Raw genomic sequence first — 21,676 nt, forward strand, 5'->3', positions numbered from 1 at the left:
CGCCTAATTTTCCCAACCTCCTGCCAACCTGTCCATGAATCCGTTCGCCACCTTCTTTGTCGGAGCCTCCATCCTGCTGATGCTCCTGGTTTACATCGGCACCGCCGTACACAAGACCAAGCGCTGGGTGGGAACGATCCTCGTCGCGCTGACCGCCTTCTCGGCCATTTACACGGCGAAAACGATGGGCCTCCAGCTTGGCATCGACCTTCGAGGCGGCAGCGAGTTTATCGTGCAGCTTCAACCCGGCGAAAATGACGACGGCACCAAGAGGGCTGTCACCAGCGCCGATGTGCAGCAAGCCATCGACATTCTGCAGAAGCGCCTGAGCCCGGGCGGTGAAAAAGATCTCACGCTGCAACCGGAAGGCACCGACCGCGTGGTGATCCAGATGCCCGGCATCACCGACGAGGAAATCGCCGGCGTGCGCACAACCATTCAAACCGTCGCGCATCTCGAATTCCGCCGGGTGCATCCCGACAGCCGGACAAAACTGGAGCAGATCAAGGCCCGTGGCGGCATCAAGGAGCCCGGCTGGGTGGAAATGAAGTACCGCGAGCCGGTCACCGCGAAGGATGGCACGGTCATCTCCACTTCTGAGCTCGTCCGTGACACAGCAGAAATCGAGGGTAAATACGTCTCCAAAGCCTTCCGCACCGTGGATGCCGAGGGCAACAAGGTGGCGCTCGAATTCAACAGCGAGGGTGCCAAGCTCTTCGACGAACTGGCCGCAGTTCACTTCCGCAACAGCATGGCCATCATCGTGGATGGCGAGATCCATTCCGCGCCGCAGCTCAATGCCAAGCAATATGGCGGCAGGGCGGAAATCTCCGGCGGCAGCGGCAGTGGTTTCAGCGAGCAGGAGGCCGAGACGCTGTCCACCCTGCTGAGCAATCCGCTGCAGAACCCGATGAAGATTCTCTCCGAAAGCTCCGTGTCCTCCGCCTACGGCCAGTCTTCGATCGAGCAGGGCAAGTGGATCGGCATCGCCGCTCTCGGCATTACCACGCTGTTCATGCTGTTCATCTACCGTCTCGCCGGCATCGTGGCGATCGTCGGCCTGATCATCAACATCGCCATTCTCTTCGGCTCCATGGCCTTGTTTGGCTTCACGCTTACCATGCCGGGCATCGCCGGTGTTGTGCTGACCATCGGCATGGCCGTGGATGCGAACGTGCTCATTTATGAACGATTGCGCGAGGAAATGGAGGCGGGGAAGACGCTCGTCGGAGCGCTGGAAGCCGCGTATGAGAAGGCCTTCTCCGCCATCGCCGACTCGAACATCACCACGCTCATCTCGGCCGTGATTCTCTTCGTCATCGCCGGCGGCCTGGTCAAAGGCTTCGCCGTCACCCTGATGATTGGTATTCTTTCGTCGATGATCGGTGCCCTGATCGTCACCCGCGTGATTTTCATGTGGATCGTGGACAAGAACATCCTGACCCGCATTCACACCACGCGCATCATCCCGGACAAGGTCTTCGACATCCTCTCCTCCGCTCCGAAGTTCATCATCGCTTCGCTCATCGTCACGGCAGTCTCTTTCGGCACCATCGCCTACAAGGGCGGCCAGAGCTTTGGCATCGACTTCCGTGGCGGCGGTCGCGTGGATGTGGCGCTCAAGGAAGGCAAAAACATCCCGGACGCAGAGTTCGAAGCCTTGTTCAAAACACTCAAGCAGCCTGGGGGCAAGGATCTCGGCACCACTTACATCCAGCGCAAGAACGACCCCACCACCGGCATCCTGAACGTCAGCATCCGCTGCGAGGAGCTGAGCGGGCCGGTCATCCAGTCCGCCATCAACGGCAAATGGAACAACGAAACCCTCGCAGGCACCAGCATCGCCACTGTCGGTTCCGTCATTGGCGATGAGTTGGCCAAGACATCGTTGTGGGCCATGGGCATCGCCCTGCTGGCGATTTTCGCCTACCTGATGATGCGCTTCGAATTCGCCTTCGCCCTGGGTGCGATTGTTGCGCTGGCTCATGACGTGCTCATGGTGCCCGGCCTGTGCGTGCTGTTCGGCCAGGAACTCAGCGTCATCCACGTCGGCGCGCTGCTCACCATCGCCGGTTACTCGATCAACGACACCATCGTCGTCTTCGACCGCATCCGCGAAACGATCCAGCGCGGCACCGGCGGCAGCATGCGTGACATGATGAACGAGGCCATCTGCAAAACACTCTCCCGCACGCTCCTCACCGGTCCCACGGCCCTCGCACCGATGGTCGTGCTGCTTTTCCTCGGCAATCCGGCCATGCTCGAGTTCGCCATGCCGATCACCATCGGTGTGCTGCTCGGCACCTACTCCTCCATCTTCATCGCCTCCCCTCTCGTGCTGTGGTATGCGAAGAAGACCGGCACCAGCCTCAAGCGCCAGGTGCTCGACGCGCAGGTCGAGCAGCTCAAAGCCCAGCAGGCCGTCGCTGCTGCGGCCGTTGCCGGTGGCACCAAGCTTTAAACACAAACCCGTGGCCTACGACCTCACCGGTCAAAAGTGGCTCGCACTTACACTTTCATTTCCGACACCTCGCTTGGCCTTGGTGGGCATTTTGTGCTCACCATGGCCAAAACAGAAGTAGATTTGATCATCCACAGCGCATGCTAGATCCGCTATTCGGCTGAACGAAGTCACACATCTGATCACCGGCCAGCGCCAGCCCGTCGATAATGGCATTTTTGTTGGTGCGACGGAAGCCTTGCCGAAGAAATAAAAAGGCGGGCATTGCTGCCCGCCTTCCAGTGACGACTCGATTGATTCGTGCTCGTTATTGTGCCGTTCCTGGCGCAGGCGCAGGCGTCGGATTCGCAGGCACTGCCGGTTTCACTTCTTCAGGAGGTGCGGCGGGGGCGGGAGTTCCTGGAGGCGGGGTGGTGGTGCCCGGTGGCGTTGCCGCAGGAGGCGTTCCTGTCGGAGGAGTCCCCGCAGCAGGAGTTCCTGCAGGGGGAGTGCTGCCGCCTGCAGGCGTGGGACCGTTCGGATCGCCCGGTGGTAATGCAACCGCAGCGGCGGCGGCCTCATCCGACTTTTTCTTCGCTGCCGCATACTTCGCAGCGTTCGCATTGGCTTTTGCCGCCGATTGTTTGAGATAAGTCGAATACTCCGGGCCGTTACCGGTGATCGTCACCGGCGTGCCGATGGAAGTGTGCGTGAAGAGAATTGGCGCCATTTTGGACGGCAGGCGGATGCAGCCATGCGAGGCACGGCGGCCTGGCCGCGGAATCGGACCGATGTGCATGCCCACACCGTCGCCGGTCAGGCGCATGAAATAGGTCATCTTCGCCGGCACAAACTTGCCACCGGGCGGCAGCAGATCACGGCCCTGTTTGAAGTCCGAATTGACCAGGTCGCCTTTGGCATTGTAGCCCTTGCCGTAGAGGTTGGAGACCTTGTCCTTGATCTTCTCCAGAATCTTAAACTCACCGGTCGGCGTCGGGAAACTCGGGATGCCGCTGGCGAGATACGTCCAGCCAACGACTTCGTCGCCGTTGTAGAGCGTCGCCCGTTGCACATCCACATTGATCACAATGCTGGTGATGGGTTTGTCACCGCCGGACCATTCACCGGGGTATTTCCATTCCTCCTTCACCGGTTCCGGCGGCGGCTTGGGCTTTTTGCGGAACAACTGGCAGGAGGCCAGCAGCACCGTACCGATCACAAGACCGGCACGCAGAAGAGCAAGGGAGGATTTGGGTTTCACAGCGCGCCGATTCTAAGTGCCGTGTTTACGCCGCTCAAGTCGTGCGTGAGAGATTATTTTCAGCAAAGATCGAACAATTCCGCCGGACGTGTGATGAGCACGTCCGCGCCGCACTCAATAAGTTCCGCCTCGCCGCGGAAACCCCAGCGCACACCGACCGCACGCATGCCGCTGCTTTTCGCAAACTGCATGTCGATGCCCGAATCACCCACATAGGCCATTTCCGCCGTCTCCAGGCCCAAATAGGCCGCCATTTCGTGCGCCCCCGCGGCATCCGGCTTGCGCGGCACCTCCGCACGCTGACCCAGGATGTGATCAAACACCGCCGTGCCAAAAAAATGCGCCGTCATCGGCACTGTGAAGCGATGCGCCTTGTTCGAGATCACGCCCAGTTTCACTCCCCTGCCCTTCAACTCCGCCAGCATCTCCACAATGCCCGGATACGGCCGCGTCTGCGCCTGCCAGAGCGTGTCATAGTGAGCCCGATACTCCTCCACGCACAATTTGATCAGTTCGTCGCTGCGCACGCCTTCCGGCAGCGCCCGCTCGACGAGCTTCTCCATCCCATCCCCCACCATCTGCTTGAACACCTCCTGCTCGCAACGCGGATAGCCGCGCGCATCCAGCATGCGGTTGATCGACTCCGCGATGTCCGCGAGCGAGTCGATCAAGGTGCCGTCGAGGTCGAAGATGAAGGCTTTGAGGATGGGCATGCCGCCCTGTGGCGTCAGACCGCCCGCAATTCAAGCTTCGTGACCGTCCTCCGCCTTCTCATCACCAACCCCGCCATGCCAGCCATGAGCAAAACCACGCGTGATGGCTCCGGAGCGCCCGTGATCACCAGCGAGTTGGGGTCAAAGATGCTGCCTGCGCCATACCATACATCAAAGCCCACATGAGTGTTGGTCCAGACCCGGCTGCCGCTGGCCACGTTGCTGAACGATCCCAAGATTGGCGAGTTCGCCGTCGCAAGCGTGAACACATCACTCGACGTCACAAGATTCTCGAAACCGTTGAGCATGTCTAAATCCAGAATGCCAGCCAACGTGAGTACGCCGTTCACATCGAGATAGTCGTAGAGTGTACCTTGGCCCAGGCCGCCGATCTCCATCGCCAGCGTGCTGGTGCTGCTCAGGGTGACATTGCCGTTCACGGTGAGGACACCGGGGGAAAAACCGGGGTCGATGGTGTTCACGCCCGCACCGGCGATCACGCTGCCTTGCACGGTGCCATTGCCCTTCAAGGTGCCGCCGTTGAGGTTGAGGGAGGAGGTGGCCAGCACGGTGCCGCTTTCGAGGATGGTGAAGCTGCTCGGGCCGCTTTGGTTGTAGGGTGCGCTGCCGCCCCCCATCGACAGCGTGCCGGTGGCCACATGCACGGTGCCTGTATTGCTGAAGGTCACGCCGCCGCCGATGATCGTCGAGCCTGTGCCGCCGTTCTTGGCGAAGGTGCCCGAGTTGCTGAATGCTCCTTGGGAGCCCAGCGTGCCGTCCGCCGTGGCCGTGAAGGTGCCTCCAGCCAGGTTGTTGATCGCCGTGCTGGCCCCGACGAAGAGGGCGATGTTTCCGGCGCTCCAGGTCGAAGTGCCGCTCATGTTCAGCACCCGGTCGTTCCGAATGTGCTTGGTGTCGGTGCCGCTAAAGACCACCCCGGCGTTGGCGTTCACCGTTCCCGCGTCCGTTATTTCGCCGCTGGTGAAGCTCAGCGGGCTGTTCAGGTCGAGCTGCCCGGCTCCGCGCAGATTGCCGCCGGAGATTTGGAAGGGGGTGCTGGTGGTCACGGCCGTGTTGAAATAGAGATTGCCGCTGGTCAGTTTCACCGTCCCAGCGCCAGTGATGGAGGTGCCTGTGTTCAGATGGTTTGTGCCGGTGGTGAACTCGATAGTGTTGCCCGCGCCAATCGCAAAAGACCCGGTATGCGAGCCGCTGCTGTTCACGAGGAGCGTGCCGCTGTCCACATTCACCGCGCCGGTGTTATTGAAGGTGAGGCCTCCGGAGAGAGTGGTGTTTCCAGTGCCGCCGCTCTTGGTGAAGGTGCCCGCGTTGTTGAATGTTCCTACAGATTCCAGCGTGCCGTCAAAGGTGGTCGTAAAGGTGCTGCCAGTCAGGTTGTTGAGTGCCGTGGTGGTCCCGAAGAACAAGTTGATGTTTCCGCCGCTCCAGGTCGAGGTGCCGCTCATGTTCAGCACCCGGTCCTGCTGGATGTGCTTGGTGCTGGCACCGCTGAAGACCACCCCGGCGTTGGCGTTCACCGTTCCCGCGCCGGTCATGGTGCCGCTGGTGAAGCTCAGCGGGCTGTTCAGGTCGAGCTGCCCGGCACCGCGCAGCGTGCCCCCTGTGAGTTGGATGGGGGTGCTGGTGGCAACTGCCGTATTGAAATAGAGATGGCCGCTGGTCAGTTTCACCGTCCCCGCGCCAGTGATGGAGGCGCCTGTGTTCAGATGGTTTGTGCCGGTGGTGAACTCGATGGTGCTGCCCGTGCCAATCGCGAAGGCACCGGTGTGGGAGCCGCTGCTGTTCACAAGGAGCGTGCCGCTGTTCACATTCACCACGCCGGTGTTATTGAAGGTGAGACCTCCGGAGAGAGTGGTGTTTCCCGTGCCGCCGCTCTTGGTGAAGGTGCCCGCGTTGTTGAATGTTCCTATAGATTCCAGCGTGCCGTCAAAGGTAGTCGTGAAGGTGCCGCCAGCCAGGTTGTTGAGCGCCGTGGTGGTCCCGTAGAACAGATTGATCGTCCCGTTGCTCCACGTCGAGGTGCCGCTCATGTTCAGCACCCGGTCCTGCTGGATGTACTTGTAGCTTTCGCCGCTGAAAGTCACCCCGGCGGTGGCATTCACCGTTCCCGCGCCGGTCATGTTGCCGCCCGTGAAGGTCAGCAGGTCGTTTAACTGAAGTGTCGTTGTGCCACGCAGGGTGCCGTCTGTGAAAGTGAATTTTTCAATCGTGATGGCCTGGTCCATCGTTAGATCCCCGCCGTTCTGGATGGCGTCAAAGGTAAAGCCACCGTTGCCGTTGTTCGGGAAGAGCGGGTTGCTGCTCCACTTGCCGGAATTGGTCCAGACGCCGGTGGAATTATCCCAAGTGGCGGTCTGGTCGGCGGCGGTGGCTGTGGTGTTGAGGATGACGCCGAGCAGGAGCGCGGCGAGGAGGAGGATGCGGGTGGGATGTGTTTTCATGTGATGGATTTCAGAGGAGGCGTGTGTGTTTTCAGGCAGCATTTCGTGGCGAAGCTAAGCAGGCCGCTGATTTTCCGGTATTACCCTTTCGGGTAGGCCGTCGGTGTGGTGGGCATGGCGGATGTGGGCACGGTAGGCGCAGGCAGCGGCGGCGGTGCGGCTATGCAGGCCGAGGCGCTGGAAGATCTCCTTCAAGTGCGCCTTCACCGTGTTTGCGGAACAACCCAGGATGGTGGCGATCTCGGCATTGGATTTCCCCTCAGCCACCCAGTGCAGCACCTCGGCCTGGCGCTGTGTGAGGTGCAGTTCGGAGACGAGCACGCCCATGGCCTCCTGTTTTTCCTTCTCGCCGATGTCACTGTTGCTTCCCATCCGTGCCCATAGGCTGGTTGGAAAAAGATCACCATTACCCGAGTGGGTAGGGAGATGGACGGAAATACCGTTGAGATGCGGGTGCGATGACATGGATTCACCGCGCCTCTTCGGGAGTGCTCCGGGCCGATTACAGGCGGCGTGAAATTTTTTTCAGGGCCGTGCTGCCGATGACGGCTTGGTGCCGTCCAATTCGCCGTATTCCACTTTTCGGATGCGGGGTGCCAGCTCGGGGTGCGCCTTGGCGGTCCACAGGTTCAGGTAGATGGAACCCTCGGGAATGGCGCTGTCGCGCTGGGTCAGCAGGGTGCGGCCATCAAGCCAGAGGGTGATCTGGTCGCCTTTGATGGCGAGGGCCAGCTCGTGCTCGGCTTTCCATTCAAAGTCGGCGTCGAGGCGTCTTTCGAGGTCGGGAAAGCAGGCGAACCTTTGTTTGGCATGGTGCCAGCCAAAAAGTCTCACGATGGGTGCGGGACCCAACTGACCCTGGTAGCTGACTCTGGCGATGCTGTCTTGGACATTGGCGCTGCGCACGCCGATGGCAGCAGCGCCGGTGAAACGCATCCGCACGATGACATCGCGAAAGCGTTTCTGATCTGCGAGGTCAATGTTCAACGACTTGGGCACCAGCAGGTGCTCTCCCTCCAGCCTGCCGGCTCCGGCGGCGATGACACGATCTCGCAGCTCGGCGGTGGCATCTACCCATGTAGCGGGCTCGGGCATGGTGAGCTGCGCTGTCTCGGTGACGATGACGGGCTTGGCATTGGCTTCGATGAGGGGTGGCTGCGCGATTCGGGCCGGCGCATCTGCAGGATCAGGGACGGCCCCCTGTGCTTCTTTCTGCGAGCCGTATGAGGTGACGAGCACGAGGCGCAGACCTTGATGCGGCTGGCGCTCCGCGGGTGGGATTCCGTCACGGGCGAAGGAATGCGCACCGAAGCGGGAGCCGAGCTGCCAGGAGCCGCCGCGCACCACGCGCTTGGAGTGTGAGACATCGAACCAGGTCGATATCCACTCCAGGACGTTGCCGCCCATGTCATAAAGTCCGATGGCATTCGGCGCGAAAGAACCCACCGGCGCGGTATGCACGAAGCCGTCGCGGTAGCCTTCGATCACGCCGGTGAAGGCGCTGCTTGCGAGACCACCAGTGGCCGTCAGGCATTCTTCGCCAGCATAGTTGCCCCCACCAGAGGGAGGTGGCCATGCGTTGCCCCAGGGGAAGACGTAACGGTGTTCCATGATTTTGTCGGCGGCTGACGGACCCAGATACTCCAGGTTGCCGATTCCAGCCGCGCAGCTCCACTGGAGATCTTCGGGCAGGCCATAGATCTCGTTGGGAGACAGGACACCGGCCTGGCGATCTCGTGCGGTCAGCCACTCCGCAAAGGCCACGCCGTCGTCCCAGGTGAGATTCACCGCCGGGTGATCCGGCCCCTGCGGGAAATCGGGCTTCGGCCACTCGCACCCGGTTTCCTTCACAAAGACTTCATAGTCCCGCACCCGCGTCTCCCAAATGCTGTAGAGCACAAACCTGCCGGGGACTGGACCGATGATGACCTCTACGGGGACGAACTTCATGCCGAGGCTGTTGACGAAGGGCGCGCCCTTGGTGGCCTTGGCGACCGGGTCGCTGAACCGGCTCACGGATGGCAGCGCGGGCTGTTTTGCTTTGGTGGCATCGGCTGCCAGCTTTTTGCTGGCCTCGAAGGGGTACGGGATGGTTGGATCTGTGCCTTTTTTGGGCACACGACGGATCTGCCAGAGATCCATGCCGCCGACACCGCCGGGGCCATCCCACGAAAACCAGAGCGTGCGCCCATCCGGCGAAAGCCATGGGGTGGCAAAGAGTCCCTTCAGAGGCCAGTCGAGCGCCCGTGCATGAAAGCGGCCCTGCGCATCAGCGATACCGATGAAAATCTCTGACGTGGTCCAGGTGTCGTACATCTTGCGGGTGAAAAGCAGGGTGGTGCCATCCGTCGAAAGCAGGGGGTCGTAATCGTGGACCACGCTGTTGACGCCAGGGTTGACGAGTTCCGGCAGGTCAAAGCGGGAAGTCACGGATCGGCGGTGTGCCCGCCAGATGTCATGGCCCTGTATCCCGCCTTCATGCTTGCCGGTGTAGAGCATGGTGAGGCCATCGGCAGAGAGCCATGTGGCCTCCCGGAATCCGGGGGTGGATTCTGGATGCTCGATCTCCAACGGTGGCCCCCAAGGCGCGTCGAGAGCGGGACGCTGCCGCTGGACGATGGCGGTGGTTGTCACGGGATGAAGCACGACATAGAGCAGGGTGAGTCCATCCGGTGTGAGCGCGCAGCGATGACACCAGGCAGTCGGGAGCGCATCCGCCAAAGGGCGCGGCTCACCGAAGGGCTCCGTCAGGCTTTTCCGCCTGAATTCGACGAGCTTCATGTGCTCGGTCGGGTCCGTGCTCACGATGAGGCGGAGCCCGTCGGCGGTCATGGACGGTCCGGTGTCGTATTTCGCGCTGTTCACTAGGGGGCCGAGGTTCACAGGGGCCGACCACTCGTAGTCGGCGGAGGTGAGAATATCGGCGGTGCTGCCCGGTGGTGGCGTGGGGGCTGGCTCGGGGGCGTTGTCATCAGGTGTTTCGCCGAGGTCGGCGTATTCGATGGATTTGAAGACCTGCGCGGCGGGTGTGTTGGCTTTGATGCCCCAGCAACTGACGAAAAAGAAACCTTTGCTAAGAGCTTTGTCATGCACGCTGGCAATCAGGCAGCGATCGACCCAAAGCGAGATCACGCCGCCCTTTGCGACAAAGACAAACTCGCGGTCCTGAGTGGAATCAAAGGCTGGATCGAGCAGGATGGGCTCGGCGGGTTGTTTGCCTGACTGAGTGGATACCCGGATGCCAGCCAGACCATTCTCCTCGACGATGCCTCGATATGTATTCTCGGCGAGCGTCGGTTCACAAAAGCGGACTTCAAGCCTGCCCCTCCCAACGATGCGAACCGCTGCAGCAGTGAATTTATGTCCATCGGCCACGGTCAGGCCGCTGCTGCGTGTCATGTGCAGCCGCCCGTCCCGCATTTCCCCGCATTTGAAGACGCGGGCGGTCTCGCTGATACGCGGCAGGTCATCCACCCAGCGTTTTGGATTGGGATAGGACTGGGGCTCGGTCACGTCGCCTCTCAGCGGTAGGCCGGGAGCCACGGGTTGAAGTTTCTGCCAATACAGCAGGCAGCCCATGACGAGGATGGCGAGTGCTCCGACCACCGCGAGCACACGGCGCAGTGGTTTAGAATCGGGGCAGGCCGCCGCTGGCACAGGCGGGGTGTAGGCCGTCGTGCGAATCTCATCGAGCGCCTCGCGGATTTCCGTGGTGCTGGTGTAGCGCCGCGCCGGGTCAGCCTGCATGGCGCGCTGAATGATGGCGTCCCAGCGTGGATCGCAGCCGGTGCGGGTCGAAGGCGGCACGAAGGTGCCCGCAGGCCGCTCATGACACAGCATTTCATAAAACACGGCACCGAGGGAAAAGATGTCCGCGCGATGATCCACCGCATCTCCCCGCCGCTGCTCCGGGGAGATGTAGCCCGGCGTGCCCATGACCGCGCCGGGAGTCGTGATCGCACTGGCATCGAGATCCGCATCCGCGATCCGGGCTAGGCCAAAGTCCGCCACCTTCACGCGTCCCTGGGTATCGACGAGCACATTGGCGGGCTTGATGTCGCGATGGATGACACCTTCGCCATGAGCGTAGGCCAGCGCATCGCAGATCTGCCCGCCGATGGCCAGTGGATCGAGCTGGTCCGCCGCACCGGCGCGGATGAGCGCCGCCAGATCGGTGCCGTCCACATATTCCATCGTGAGGTAGAGCCGGTCTCCGCCAGTCCTGCCGGAATCGTAGGCAGTGACGATGTTCGGATGCGAGAGCCGCGCCATGGCCCGTGCCTCGCGCTCAAACCGCGCCACCGCCTCGGCTTCGCGCCCGTATTTCGCCGACAGGAGCTTCAGCGCTTCGAGCCGCTTGTGTCGCCTGTGCCGTGCCAGATAGACGACGCCCATGCCACCCTCGCCGAGCACTCGCACGATCTCATGCTCGGGAAAAAGCGCGGCGACTTCCTCCGCACCCGTGACAGGCGGCGGATTAAATGTTGGCGCTGTTGGTTCGTCGGGCATCGGGTGGGATTCGTCTATTCCGCCAGCTCAAGCACGCAGCGAAAACCGTAATCGGTGAAGCCGGAGCTGGGTTCGACGGAATGGCGGTAGTTCGCGAGCACCTGGGTCCGCTCACCCGTGGTCCACGAACCGCCGCGCAGCACGCGCCTAGTTTTCTGCGGGTCGAGCCAGTCGTCGCACCACTCCCACACATTGCCGCCGAGGTCATAAAGTCCGAACTCATTGGCCGGATAATTGCCCACGGAATAGGTACCTATGCCGGAATCGCTGTGATTTGGCAGCACGCTCCGCAGGTGACGGTAGGTGCCGTTCTCGATCGGCTGGCGCATCTCCGTCCCGGCATAGTTTCCGGGCAGCGCTTGATCCGGCCAGGCATCACCCCACGGATAGACCTCCACCAGCAGGCCATGTTTCTCCAAAGGTGCCTTCGCAGCATGCTCGCGCCGTCCAAGATCGACAGCGCAGCTCCACTCGTGATCGGTCGGCAGGCGGTAGCGATCCCGCACCCCAATCTTGCCCGCCTTGCGATCCTGTTCCGTCAGCCACGCGCAGAAGTCCTGCATCGCATTCCAGTCCTTCACGATGGCCGGGTGGACGATCTCCTGCCTGAAGGAAGTGGGCTCCCGCGCGTGCTTCGGCTGTTGCTCCCGAAAGCGGTCGAAATCCACCACGCGCGTCTCCCAAATGCTGAAGAGCACGCGCTTCCCGTTCGTCGGCCCTCCCGTGATCGGCACGGGCGCGAACTTCATGTCGATGCTGTTCAGGAAAGGGAGAGCCTTCGTAGCTTCAGCGGGAGTGGCGGCACCTGTTTCCAAGGGAGGCGGCGCAGCGGCGAAAAATCTTCCCGATGCGGAAACGGGTGCCCATTCGCCCCATGCCAGCCATCCACCCGCCGCAATCAGAGCCGCGATGGATAAGGCACGAATGCGCCTCCCCCGGCGGGCCAACTGTTCCGCATCAATGAACGGAGTCGCGAGCGCTTCGAGAGCCGCGCGGACCTCCGCCGCACTCGCGAAACGCGCCGCCGGATCAGGCTGCATCGCACGGCTCACGATCTCATCCCAGCGCGGATCACAGCCGGTACGCTTCGACGGTGGATCAAAGATACCTTCCGCACGGTCGCCGCAGAGCATCTCATAAAAGATCGCGCCGAGGGCAAAAAGATCGGCGCGATGATCCACCTCGGCACCACGCAACTGCTCCGGCGCCATGTAGCCCAGCGTGCCCATGACCCTGCCAGAGACGGTCAATGCGCTCACATCCAGATCAGAATCCATCAGCCGCGCCAGCCCGAAGTCCGCCACCTTCACGCGCCCTTTTGCACCCATCAGCACATTGGCCGGCTTGATGTCCCGATGCACCACGCCCTCGCCATGCGCATAAGCCAGCGCATCACAGATCTGCATGCCGATGAGCCGCGCATCCATGCCTGCGGCCCCCGCCTTGATCAAGTCCGCCAGACTCACGCCGTCCACATGCTCCATCACAAAGTAAAGCAAGCCGCCAGGCATCTGCCCCGAATCATAAAAGGCCACGACATTCGAATGACTCAGCCTCGCCATCGCCCGCGCCTCCCGCTCGAAGCGCCTCTTGAATTCATCGTCCGCGCCTCTGTCCTGGCGCATGATCTTGATCGCCACCGGACGTTTCAATGAGAGCTGCGTGCCTTTGTAAACCGCGCCCATGCCACCACGACCGATGAAGCTCTCCACGCTGTAAAACCCGCGCGGCAGCAGCGCCGCCACTTCCTCCGCCGTGGGCGGCTCCCAGCCCGCACTCCGACGTGTCACGCGGGATTCCGGCATTGAATCACCCGGCAGCGTCGGCTCCGCGAGCGCCACTTTCTTCAAGCACACCGGACACTTGCCGCCCAGCACCTCCGCCGTGATCGGCGTACCGCAAGTTAGGCAGGAGGTGGGGTCGGCATTCATGCGATCAAATCCCGAACAAATGCTTCATCTCCGCCGCCGCCTCAGCGGGATCGAGAACCGTCATCTCGACCTGCTCGCGCACACAAGCCCGAAAACGCCGCCGCACCCGATGCACGGCGACGGCGAAAGCCTGGGAGTTCAGGCCGATCTGATCACAGACATCCTCGTAGCCGTCCGCGCCTGAGTCTGCGGTCAGAAACGGCTCCACCGCCGTGAACACCTCGCCGCGCCCCGTGACCCGATACTCATCCCGCAGCGCCTCCAGCGCGCAATCCATCAGCACCACGGCCCATTGTTGATCAAAGGCCTCCGCAGGCGTGCTGCCATACGCAGGCTGCTCGCGAAACCAGTTCTCCCCTTCCTGCGCGACGAACGGCAGCATGATCTCACCGCCACCGCGCTTCAGCGCCTGCCTGCTTCTCAAATGATCGATGAGAAAGAAATCCAGCGCACCGAGCAAAAAGGTGCGGAAGCGCCCTTTTTCGCGATCCGCCCGGCCAAAAGCCTCATGACGCAGCAGCCGGGCAAAAAACTCCTGCGTCAGATCCTGCGCATCCACAGCCTGATGCCCGCGTCGGCGAATCTCCGCATAGATCGGTCGCCAGTACGCGCGACACAGTTCATTGAGCGCCTCTCTCACCTCCTGCGACTGATCCCCGCCCGCCATCGCGACCAGACTCCAGCGCGTGGTGTCAAACCGCGCACGCGAGGGATGCGATGCAAAACTGCCTGCCGCTGCCATGCTGTCGTTTTAGCCAACGACGGAACTTAATTCAACTGCGGACGACGGCGGCAATTCAAAATTCCACTTTGCATCGCCTGCCGCCCCATGCTTCGGAACGCCATGCTCACCGATTACCACACGCACACCCCGCTCTGCCTGCACGCGGAGGGGAATCCGGTCGATTATGCGCGGCATGCGCGGAAGATCGGCCTCGCGGAGATCGGGCTGTCGGACCACAACCCGATGCCGGAGCACTTTGACGACTGGCGCATGCCGCTCTCGGACCTGCCACGCTACTTTGAACTGGTGAACGAAGCCCGCGAAGCACTGCCGGACTTCCCCATCCGCCTAGCGCTCGAATGCGACCATCTCGAAGGCCGGGAGAAGTGGATCGATGAGACGGCGGGCATGGCGGACTGGGATTACCTCATCGGCAGTGTGCATTACATCCATGACGGCATCGCGGTGGATGATCCGAAGCATGTGTCACGCTGGAAGACCGCCAACGACATCGAGCACATGTGGGGCATGTACTGGAAGCTCTACGAGCAGATGATCCGCACGCGGCAGTTCGATTTCTTCGCGCATCCCGATCTGGCGAAACGTTTCGCTCTCCGACCGGAGGGCGACTTGCGGCCCTACTACGCGCCAGTGATCCAAGCACTCCTCGATACGAGCGGCGTTCTTGAAGTCAGCACCGCCGGCCTGCGCAAGGATGTGCGGGAGATTTATCCGGCGCGCGAGATGCTGGAGATGGCCTTCAGTGCGCAGGTTCCCATCGTCATCAATTCAGACGCCCATGTTCCCACGGATGTCGGTGTGGACTTTGACAAGGCGCTCGAACTCGTCCGCAGCGTTGGTTACACAACGACGGTGCGATTTGAGAACCGTCAGCGCAAAGTCGTGCCATTGCCGGAAAAGTGGCCTCTGGCGTGATCACGGACGTGTGACCTTGAGCCATGCGAAACGCCGGCCGGAGGTGCCCGCAGGAAATGTGGCCCTCACTTGCTGGATGAGACCGTTGTCGCTCAGGATGGTCTCGACGACGCCGGCGCTGCTCCATGGGCCGAGAAGATTGTCGGCCCACTCGACCTGGAAGGTGAGTTCCGCCATGGCGAGCTTGTTCCGCGTGTAGAGAAACTCCACGAGGCCGCCTTCCGGCGGCTCGATGTTTTCCGTGGCAGAACTGGCCGTGTTCGGCCCGGCACCCGTGGCAAATTCGAGCAGGTTCGATTTGCCGTCGTGATCGGGATCGGCATCATCGGCCGCGTCACCGGTGTTGGCGGTGGTGAGGAAATGCTGCTGCCGCCAGGAGGTCACCGGCACGCCACCGCTGCCCATGAGATTGATGTCAAAGGTGTTTTCATCCGCATCGTTGCTTTGGATGTGCAGGGCAGCGGTGCGCGCATCCGAGGCGCCGGGCGTGAAGGTGACGGTGAAGGTGGTGAAGTCGCCGGGATTGAGGGAGGTCTGGCCGAGGCTGCCGAGAGCGAAGTCCGTGTCGTTTGTGCCGTTTCTTGTCACCACGAGGCCGTTGAGCTGGGCATTGCCAGTGTTACGAATGGTGAAGGTGCGCACGGTGTTGTTTCCGGGCAGCGCGGTGCCGAAATCGACGGTGGAAGCGTTGTCGGTGAGGCCGTTGCTGGCGGGTTGTTCGACGACGATTTCGGGGCCGCCTGAACCACCGGCAAAGACGACTTGATCGACCCAGACGCGGTCCTGGCCGCCCGCGAAGAAGGAATCCTTCTCGTAAGACCAGCGAATGACGTGCGTGCCGGCGCTGATGGGCCGGACGATTTCCGTCCAGTCCACTTCGCCGCTGGCAGAGCCGTAGGGTGCGCCATCGACGGTGAGTTTGAGCGAGTCGAAGCCCGATTCGGAAGACACTTTCCACCAGAAACTGAGCGTGCCAGGGCCGGTGACGGTGGTTTCGATGAAGGACTGCTCGCTGTTGCCGACGGTGCCGCTGGTGGCGCTGTCCACACCATCATGCGAGGGCGAGGTGACGCCGGTCCAGGCCAGCGCGTCCGCGCTGGTGGTCCAGGTGAGGCCGGTGGTGTCGAGCGCGTCGGCGAGCGGCACGCTGGTGGTGCCAGCGATGACGACTTGATCGAGAAAAACGGTGTTACTGGTGCCGACGGTGGAGGGGGAGGACTTGCTCAAGGTCCAGCGCAGCGTGTGGTCGCCCGCGCCAAGGGCGTGCTGGAAGAAAGTCCAGTCCTCATCACCACCGATGTGGTTAACGGAGTCACCATCCACAGAAAAGTCGAAGAAGTCGCTGAAGCTAGGGTTGGAGGACTTCCACCAGAAGGAGACGGTGACGGGGCCGGTGACGGTGGTTTCGAGCCACGAACTCTCACCCTGGCCGAGGTTGTTGGGCATGGCGGCGTCCACGTTGTCATGGGACGGGGCGGGGGCAAAGCCGACCCATGATCGTTGGCCGCCGGTGGTCCAGGTACGGCCCGGGGTGTCGAGCCCGACATCCAGCGCCACGGGAGCGAGCACGGTGACGGTGGCGGTGCGGCTGGTGACGGCATCGACGGAGTTGGCGACGACGACGCTGTATTCGCCGGCATCGGCGGTGGTGGTGCTGTTGAAGATGAGGCGGTCGAGTGTGGCACCGGGGATGTTCTGAGGCACGCCGAGACCGTCTTTTTTACGCCATTGGTAGGTGGCGGCGCTGCCGCGGTTGATGACGCGGAGCTGGGCCGCGCTGCCTTCCACGGCGAGCAGGTCAGCGGGATGATTCGGGTCCAGCGTGACGGGGACGAGCTGGTTGGCGGGATTGTCGAGGAGCACGGTGTTGTAGAGGTCATCCGGCGGCGGCAGGTTGTTCCCCACCAGGTTGAGCGCGAGCATCTGCGTGCCTTGATACAGCGTGGTGGCATGCGGGAAGAACTCAGCCAGGGAACCCATGGCCTTGATGAACTGGAGATCGCCGGCGGAGGAAATTTTGCCGTAATTAAACCAGCCGCCGTTCATGGGCTCGTTGAAGACGGCGAGGAAGAGCACATTGCCGCTGGCATCCACCTCCATGTTCTGGATGGAGTCGCCAGCCAGGACGGTGGCCTGCGTGCCTGCGATGCCGCGTGTCCAGAGCAGATCACCGCTGGTGGAGAAGCGCGCGATCTCGCCGTGCTCGTAGGGCAGCTCGGAGTAGTAGCCTTGGCCGGGGCTGCCGTAGCTCAGCGTGATGCCATGCGTGCCGACATGGATTTGCGGCATCCAGGCGGTGACCGGGTTGTAGGAGAGGCTGTTCGCCGGGCCAAAGGCACGCCATTGGAGCTGCAGCGTGCTGTTGTAGCGGCTGAGGCAGATGCGGCGGTCGGTTTCGGACACGTCGAACATGCTGGCGACATACAAATCGCCCGCGGTGTCGGTTTTCATCGTCAGCCATTGCTCGGGCGTCTCGCCGGGATCGACTTCGAGCTTGGCGAGCTGCGCACCGGAGGCGTTGTGCTTGTAGAGCACCTGGACGGGGCCGGTGCCGCCGATGATGTCCTCGGTGACGGCGTGGAAGATGTCGCCCGCAGCGTCCACTTCGGAAAAGAGATGCGTGGCCCAGACGGCGGGGTCGAAGTCGCCGCCATCGAGCTGGCCGTGTACGACGATGGGGCCGAAGGAGCCGCTGGAGGAGACTTTCACCACCTCCACCATCGAGAACCCATACTGAATGCTTTGCAGATAGGAATGGGAGAGCACGAGGTAGGCGCCGCCATCGGGCGTCGGCATCAGGCGTCCGGCCGTGGAGGGACTCTCGAGCACGCTGCGCCAGAGCAGGTTCCCGGCGGCATCGAATTTCACCATGAGAATGCCGTAATGGGTCCGCGTGACGCCGTTCGTATGATCGAGGTTGTACACCACCTGGGTGTTCCCGGCGGCATCCACACTGCCTGCGGCGAAATCACAGATCGCATAGCCTTGCTGCGCGGGGATGCTGGTGTTGTTCACGCCATCCCAGCTCTCCGTGTAGGTCCACGGATCAAACTGACCCGGCCCTGGAGTGCCGGTGACCGTGCGCTCCCGCCGCCAGCCTCCCGCGCCGAGACGCTGGAAAATGCCGCTGGCACTCTGGCCATCAAACGAGTGGCTGAAGACATAGGTGTTACCCGCGGCATCCAGGCCAAAGGAGGTCGGCGTGAAGTTGCGCACGTTGTCGGACGGCCCGGCACGCGGCGAATAGGTCTGATGCGCGCCGCTGCCCACCGTGCCGCCGGCGATGGGCGGCGTCTGCGTCGCTCTTCGCTCGACCAGATGATCCTGTGGCCGCAGCCACACGGGGTTCCAGTCCACGGTGAAGGTGCTGGTGGCGGTGCTTTCATTGCCTGCGGCATCGCGGGCCACGGCGGTGACCTCGTAGCTGCCGTTTTTCAGGCTGCCTTCGCGAATGCCGAGACGTGGCAGCCTCAGCGAGCACTTCCAATCCGTCTGTGAACCCAGATCGTCCCCGCCGAAGTGGCCGGGAATCACGGCCTGCGCCGAATTGGTGAACCAGTTCATTCCGGACCAGTACTTGTCGTCCGCCACGCGTTTGAGATGGAGCGTCACCTCCGGGCGGCCGGAGCTGTCATGCGCGGAGCCGTGGATGAGCGCCGAGGAGTCGGGCAAAGGCGGCCCGGTGATGACCGTCGGCGGCGTGGTGGTGGGGGATTCGATGACGAGCAGCGGCGGCACGGTATCGACGACGAAACTCGCCGTCGTATTGCCGCTGAGGCCGGGCAGCACGGGCAAGGACACGCGCCCGAGGCTGTCCGTGGCCGTCACGGTGACGGTGAAGCCGCCGTCGCCAGTGGGAGCCTGCGCCACGGCATCCGAGGAGGTCGTGGGATACGACCAGGTGCCGCCGCTGACATCCGCATGCACTTCCGCGAGAGAATTTTCCCACGAATCCCCGTCCCACCACTGCGAGCCGCGTTGAATGACGAGCGTGACGCGGTTCAGGACGAGCGTGGCACCCGCGCCGGGCTGCGCGGTGCCCTCGATGACCGGCGCGGAGTTCCGGTAGCTGCCGTGCAGCGGCCCGGTGAGGGCCACTTTCGGTGCCACCTGTAGCGTGAAGTGAATGTCCCGCCAACCGGAGGACTGGTTCGTGGTATCGATGGCTTCGACAAAGAACTGGTAGTCGCCATTCGGCAGCAGCGGAGGCAAAGCGACCGTCCAGGGTGAGGTGCCGTTATTCTGCGTCAGGATGTGGTCCGCAGGCGAAAACGTGCCGCTGTCCAGCGCACCGGGCGCGGGCGACCATTTCAGCCATTTCCCCTGGGTGTGGGAGTAGAGGCTGAATCGCTTCTCCTGGATCGCCACATTGTCCGTCGCAGTGCCGGTCATGGTCGGCACGGCGCTCAGCGGCGACGCACCAGGGGAGGAAATGGTCGCCTCCGGCGCGGTCATGTCCCGCTGGATGCGGAACTGGCGCATCACAAACGGCCCCACCAGCCCGGCCATGTCCACAGAGCGTGCTTTGACCTCATACACGCCGTCCGTGAGCGCCGGGTCGTGCATGGGCCGTGCCCAGTTCAGCCCGCCGGTGCCGGCGGCCACGCCTTTCTGCTGCTGCTCGCTGTAGGTGCTCTGCCATTCGTTGGTGGTGAATTTCCAATAGCGCCCGTCCGGCTTCAGCTCGCGCAGATAGACCTGCACCTCCCACACGCCGGTGCCCCACGCGTCATCATCATACGCTGTGCCCTCAAACTGCGTCATCGTCTGGTACACCGGGATCACGTCGCCCACCGGCTCCGTGGGCACCGTGATGGTGGTCACGGCAAACTCGTTGCTGGAGACGATGAGGTCCGCCGTGATCGAGCGGTCGCCGCTGTCTGGGTTGCTGATGTTGCGTACCGCCACGGATGTCTCATCCCCTTCCCCTGGGGTGGTTCCGATGTTGTATTTGCGGGAGCTCGGCACGGTGGTGGCATCGAAAACCTGACCGTTGACCCACGCATCCGCGCCATCCCCCTGGTTGGTGCCCTCCCCGGTTGCCGGATCCCATTTCGCCACGCGTTCCAAGTTAAATTTCCCGTCCGCCTGCTCCAAGGCCACTTTGTAATGCCCCTTGGTCGTGCGGTTGCCAGCCCCGCCGGGGCCCCGGTAGATCCATTCGTTTTTGTTGTCATCAGTCCCCACCGCCTCATCCACATGGTAGATCAAGAGGCCGCTGCCTGGCAGTCCGGAGTCAAATCCCACCGCTCTCCGGTTCTCCACCAAAAAGTACTGCTGGCCGGGGTTCCCATTGGTCCACATGCGGTAGATCGTCGGGCTGTCCGAAACCGTCGGAATGACCACGTTCATCGTGTTGGTGGTGACATTGACCACCGTGGCCCAGCCCAGTTTTTTGCGTGACCAGGCGTCCATCCAGGTCGGGCGCTCCCCCTCGGTGGACCCCACCAGGCATCCTCTCGCCATCAGGCTCCACTGCCCCAGACCGGCGGAGACGGGATTTCCTTTCGTGTCATAGAGGTCCGGCACGCCCAGAGCGTGAGCATACTCGTGGCAGAAAACCCCGACGTTGCTTGTCACGGTCACGGTCTCGTCCGCAGGCGTCGCTGGATCGTCTGGCTGCGTGCGGAGCAGCTCGCTGGTGATGAAGTAAAGGGACACATACACAGGCTCTCCCTCCGCGTTGAGATCATTCGTCAGAAACGGGGTGATGGAACTCTGGTGCGGCCAGAAGGCGTTCGGCCCGCCGCCACCATCTTCTCCCAGCCCCTGTGCGATCAGGGCCAGACAGTCCACATAGCCGTCGTTGTTGGTGTCGTAGGGGCCAAAGTCGAAACCATTGCCATCCGCCTGCGTCACAGCATCCCTCACAAACGTGACCCTGTTCTGATCAAGGTCCGTGGCATCGTTCGGATTGGGCGCGGCATAGGAGGCGCGTGTGCCGGGCACCGTGTACCAGCCTACCACTCCATGCGGACCTCCCGTCACCCGGAATGTCGCACGAGAAACCTTCCAGTAGTAGTCAGTCATCGTCGTATCCTCGCCTGCGGTGATGTTGAACAGACGGGATTGAAACTCGCTGACGGCTTTCACTGGCTGGGCTGCCATGTCCGCGAACTTCACACACATCGTCGCCATCATACCGGTGCCGAAGGGATTTGGAGGTGTTGCGGCATCGTCTGGCGGTGGCGGTGCCTGCGAATCACGCGGGAAAATGCCCTGGTCCATCGGCAGCGGCACGCGTGGCGGCTCAAACACTGGCCCTTCTTCAGCAGGGGCCGCGTTCTCCATCTCCTCCGCAGGTTCCGCAGGCGACCACGGGCCTCCCGGCGGCGGCTCCTCGTGCGCAGGCAGGCTGGTCAGGTGACTCGTTTGCGTGTCCGCACCCGCCGGGTCCAGGTAACGCCACTCACCCGTCACGGGGTCTTGGTTGATCGGATAGCCCGCGAGGGTTTCATACCACGAGAAAACGTCGCTGCCCCGGACCCGCACGCTAAAAGCGGTCCCGTCCGGCTGCTTCAAAACAAAAGGCAGGGCCGAAGCCGGCACGGCCTCCGTGATCTGCGGCCAGCCTATGGCCAGCAAAAGGAAAAGAAGGCGGATCAGAACGAAAAAGGGCGATTTCATGTCAGAACAAGGTGTGAGTTGCCTTCCTTTCCCGCCGGGCGCAGGATTGTTTCCAAGAAACGCCGGATTATTG

10 protein-coding genes are annotated in these 21,676 nt (G+C 62.4%); 2 read left to right on the plus strand and 8 right to left on the minus strand.

The window, feature by feature from the left end; translation table 11 throughout:
• Positions 1-34 precede the first annotated feature (34 nt).
• The gene (gene secD, locus U1A53_RS03310) at positions 35-2,461 is read left to right on the plus strand and encodes a protein translocase subunit SecD (RefSeq protein ID WP_322278969.1); all 2,427 of its coding nucleotides are present in this window, start codon (positions 35-37) and stop codon (positions 2,459-2,461) included.
• 307 nt (positions 2,462-2,768) lie between these two features.
• On the opposite strand, the gene U1A53_RS03315 is transcribed toward secD, so the two are convergent.
• The 7 genes from U1A53_RS03315 to U1A53_RS03345 form a co-directional block, all read right to left on the minus strand.
• Complete coding sequence (locus U1A53_RS03315; protein ID WP_322278970.1) at positions 2,769-3,701, minus strand: L,D-transpeptidase; 933 nt, start codon at positions 3,699-3,701, stop codon at positions 2,769-2,771.
• A 59-nt stretch (positions 3,702-3,760) separates the two neighbouring features.
• The gene (locus U1A53_RS03320) at positions 3,761-4,414 is read right to left on the minus strand and encodes an HAD family hydrolase (protein ID WP_322278971.1); all 654 of its coding nucleotides are present in this window, start codon (positions 4,412-4,414) and stop codon (positions 3,761-3,763) included.
• A gap of 14 nt (positions 4,415-4,428) precedes the next feature.
• Positions 4,429-6,876, minus strand: a complete 2,448-nt coding sequence (locus tag U1A53_RS03325) for a PEP-CTERM sorting domain-containing protein (protein WP_322278972.1) — start codon at positions 6,874-6,876, stop codon at positions 4,429-4,431.
• 54 nt (positions 6,877-6,930) lie between these two features.
• Complete coding sequence (locus U1A53_RS03330) at positions 6,931-7,248, minus strand: helix-turn-helix transcriptional regulator (RefSeq protein ID WP_322278973.1); 318 nt, start codon at positions 7,246-7,248, stop codon at positions 6,931-6,933.
• A gap of 153 nt (positions 7,249-7,401) precedes the next feature.
• On the minus strand, positions 7,402-11,385 hold the full coding sequence (locus U1A53_RS03335) for a bifunctional serine/threonine-protein kinase/formylglycine-generating enzyme family protein (RefSeq protein ID WP_322278974.1): 3,984 nt from the start codon (positions 11,383-11,385) through the stop codon (positions 7,402-7,404).
• 14 nt (positions 11,386-11,399) lie between these two features.
• Complete coding sequence (locus U1A53_RS03340; RefSeq protein WP_322278975.1) at positions 11,400-13,316, minus strand: bifunctional serine/threonine-protein kinase/formylglycine-generating enzyme family protein; 1,917 nt, start codon at positions 13,314-13,316, stop codon at positions 11,400-11,402.
• A 4-nt stretch (positions 13,317-13,320) separates the two neighbouring features.
• Positions 13,321-14,058, minus strand: coding sequence for a sigma-70 family RNA polymerase sigma factor (locus tag U1A53_RS03345; RefSeq protein ID WP_322278976.1), 738 nt, complete (start codon positions 14,056-14,058; stop codon positions 13,321-13,323).
• An 87-nt stretch (positions 14,059-14,145) separates the two neighbouring features.
• On the opposite strand from U1A53_RS03345, the gene U1A53_RS03350 reads away from it, so the two are divergent.
• Positions 14,146-14,976: a histidinol-phosphatase HisJ family protein gene (locus U1A53_RS03350; protein WP_322278977.1), complete on the plus strand. Its 831-nt coding sequence runs from the start codon at positions 14,146-14,148 to the stop codon at positions 14,974-14,976.
• Here U1A53_RS03350 and U1A53_RS03355 read toward each other — a convergent pair whose 3' ends face one another.
• The gene (locus U1A53_RS03355; RefSeq protein ID WP_322278978.1) at positions 14,977-21,603 is read right to left on the minus strand and encodes a M6 family metalloprotease domain-containing protein; all 6,627 of its coding nucleotides are present in this window, start codon (positions 21,601-21,603) and stop codon (positions 14,977-14,979) included.
• Between the last annotated feature and the right edge of the window lie 73 nt (positions 21,604-21,676).

This window comes from Prosthecobacter sp., assembly GCF_034366625.1.
GTDB lineage: Bacteria > Verrucomicrobiota > Verrucomicrobiia > Verrucomicrobiales > Verrucomicrobiaceae > Prosthecobacter.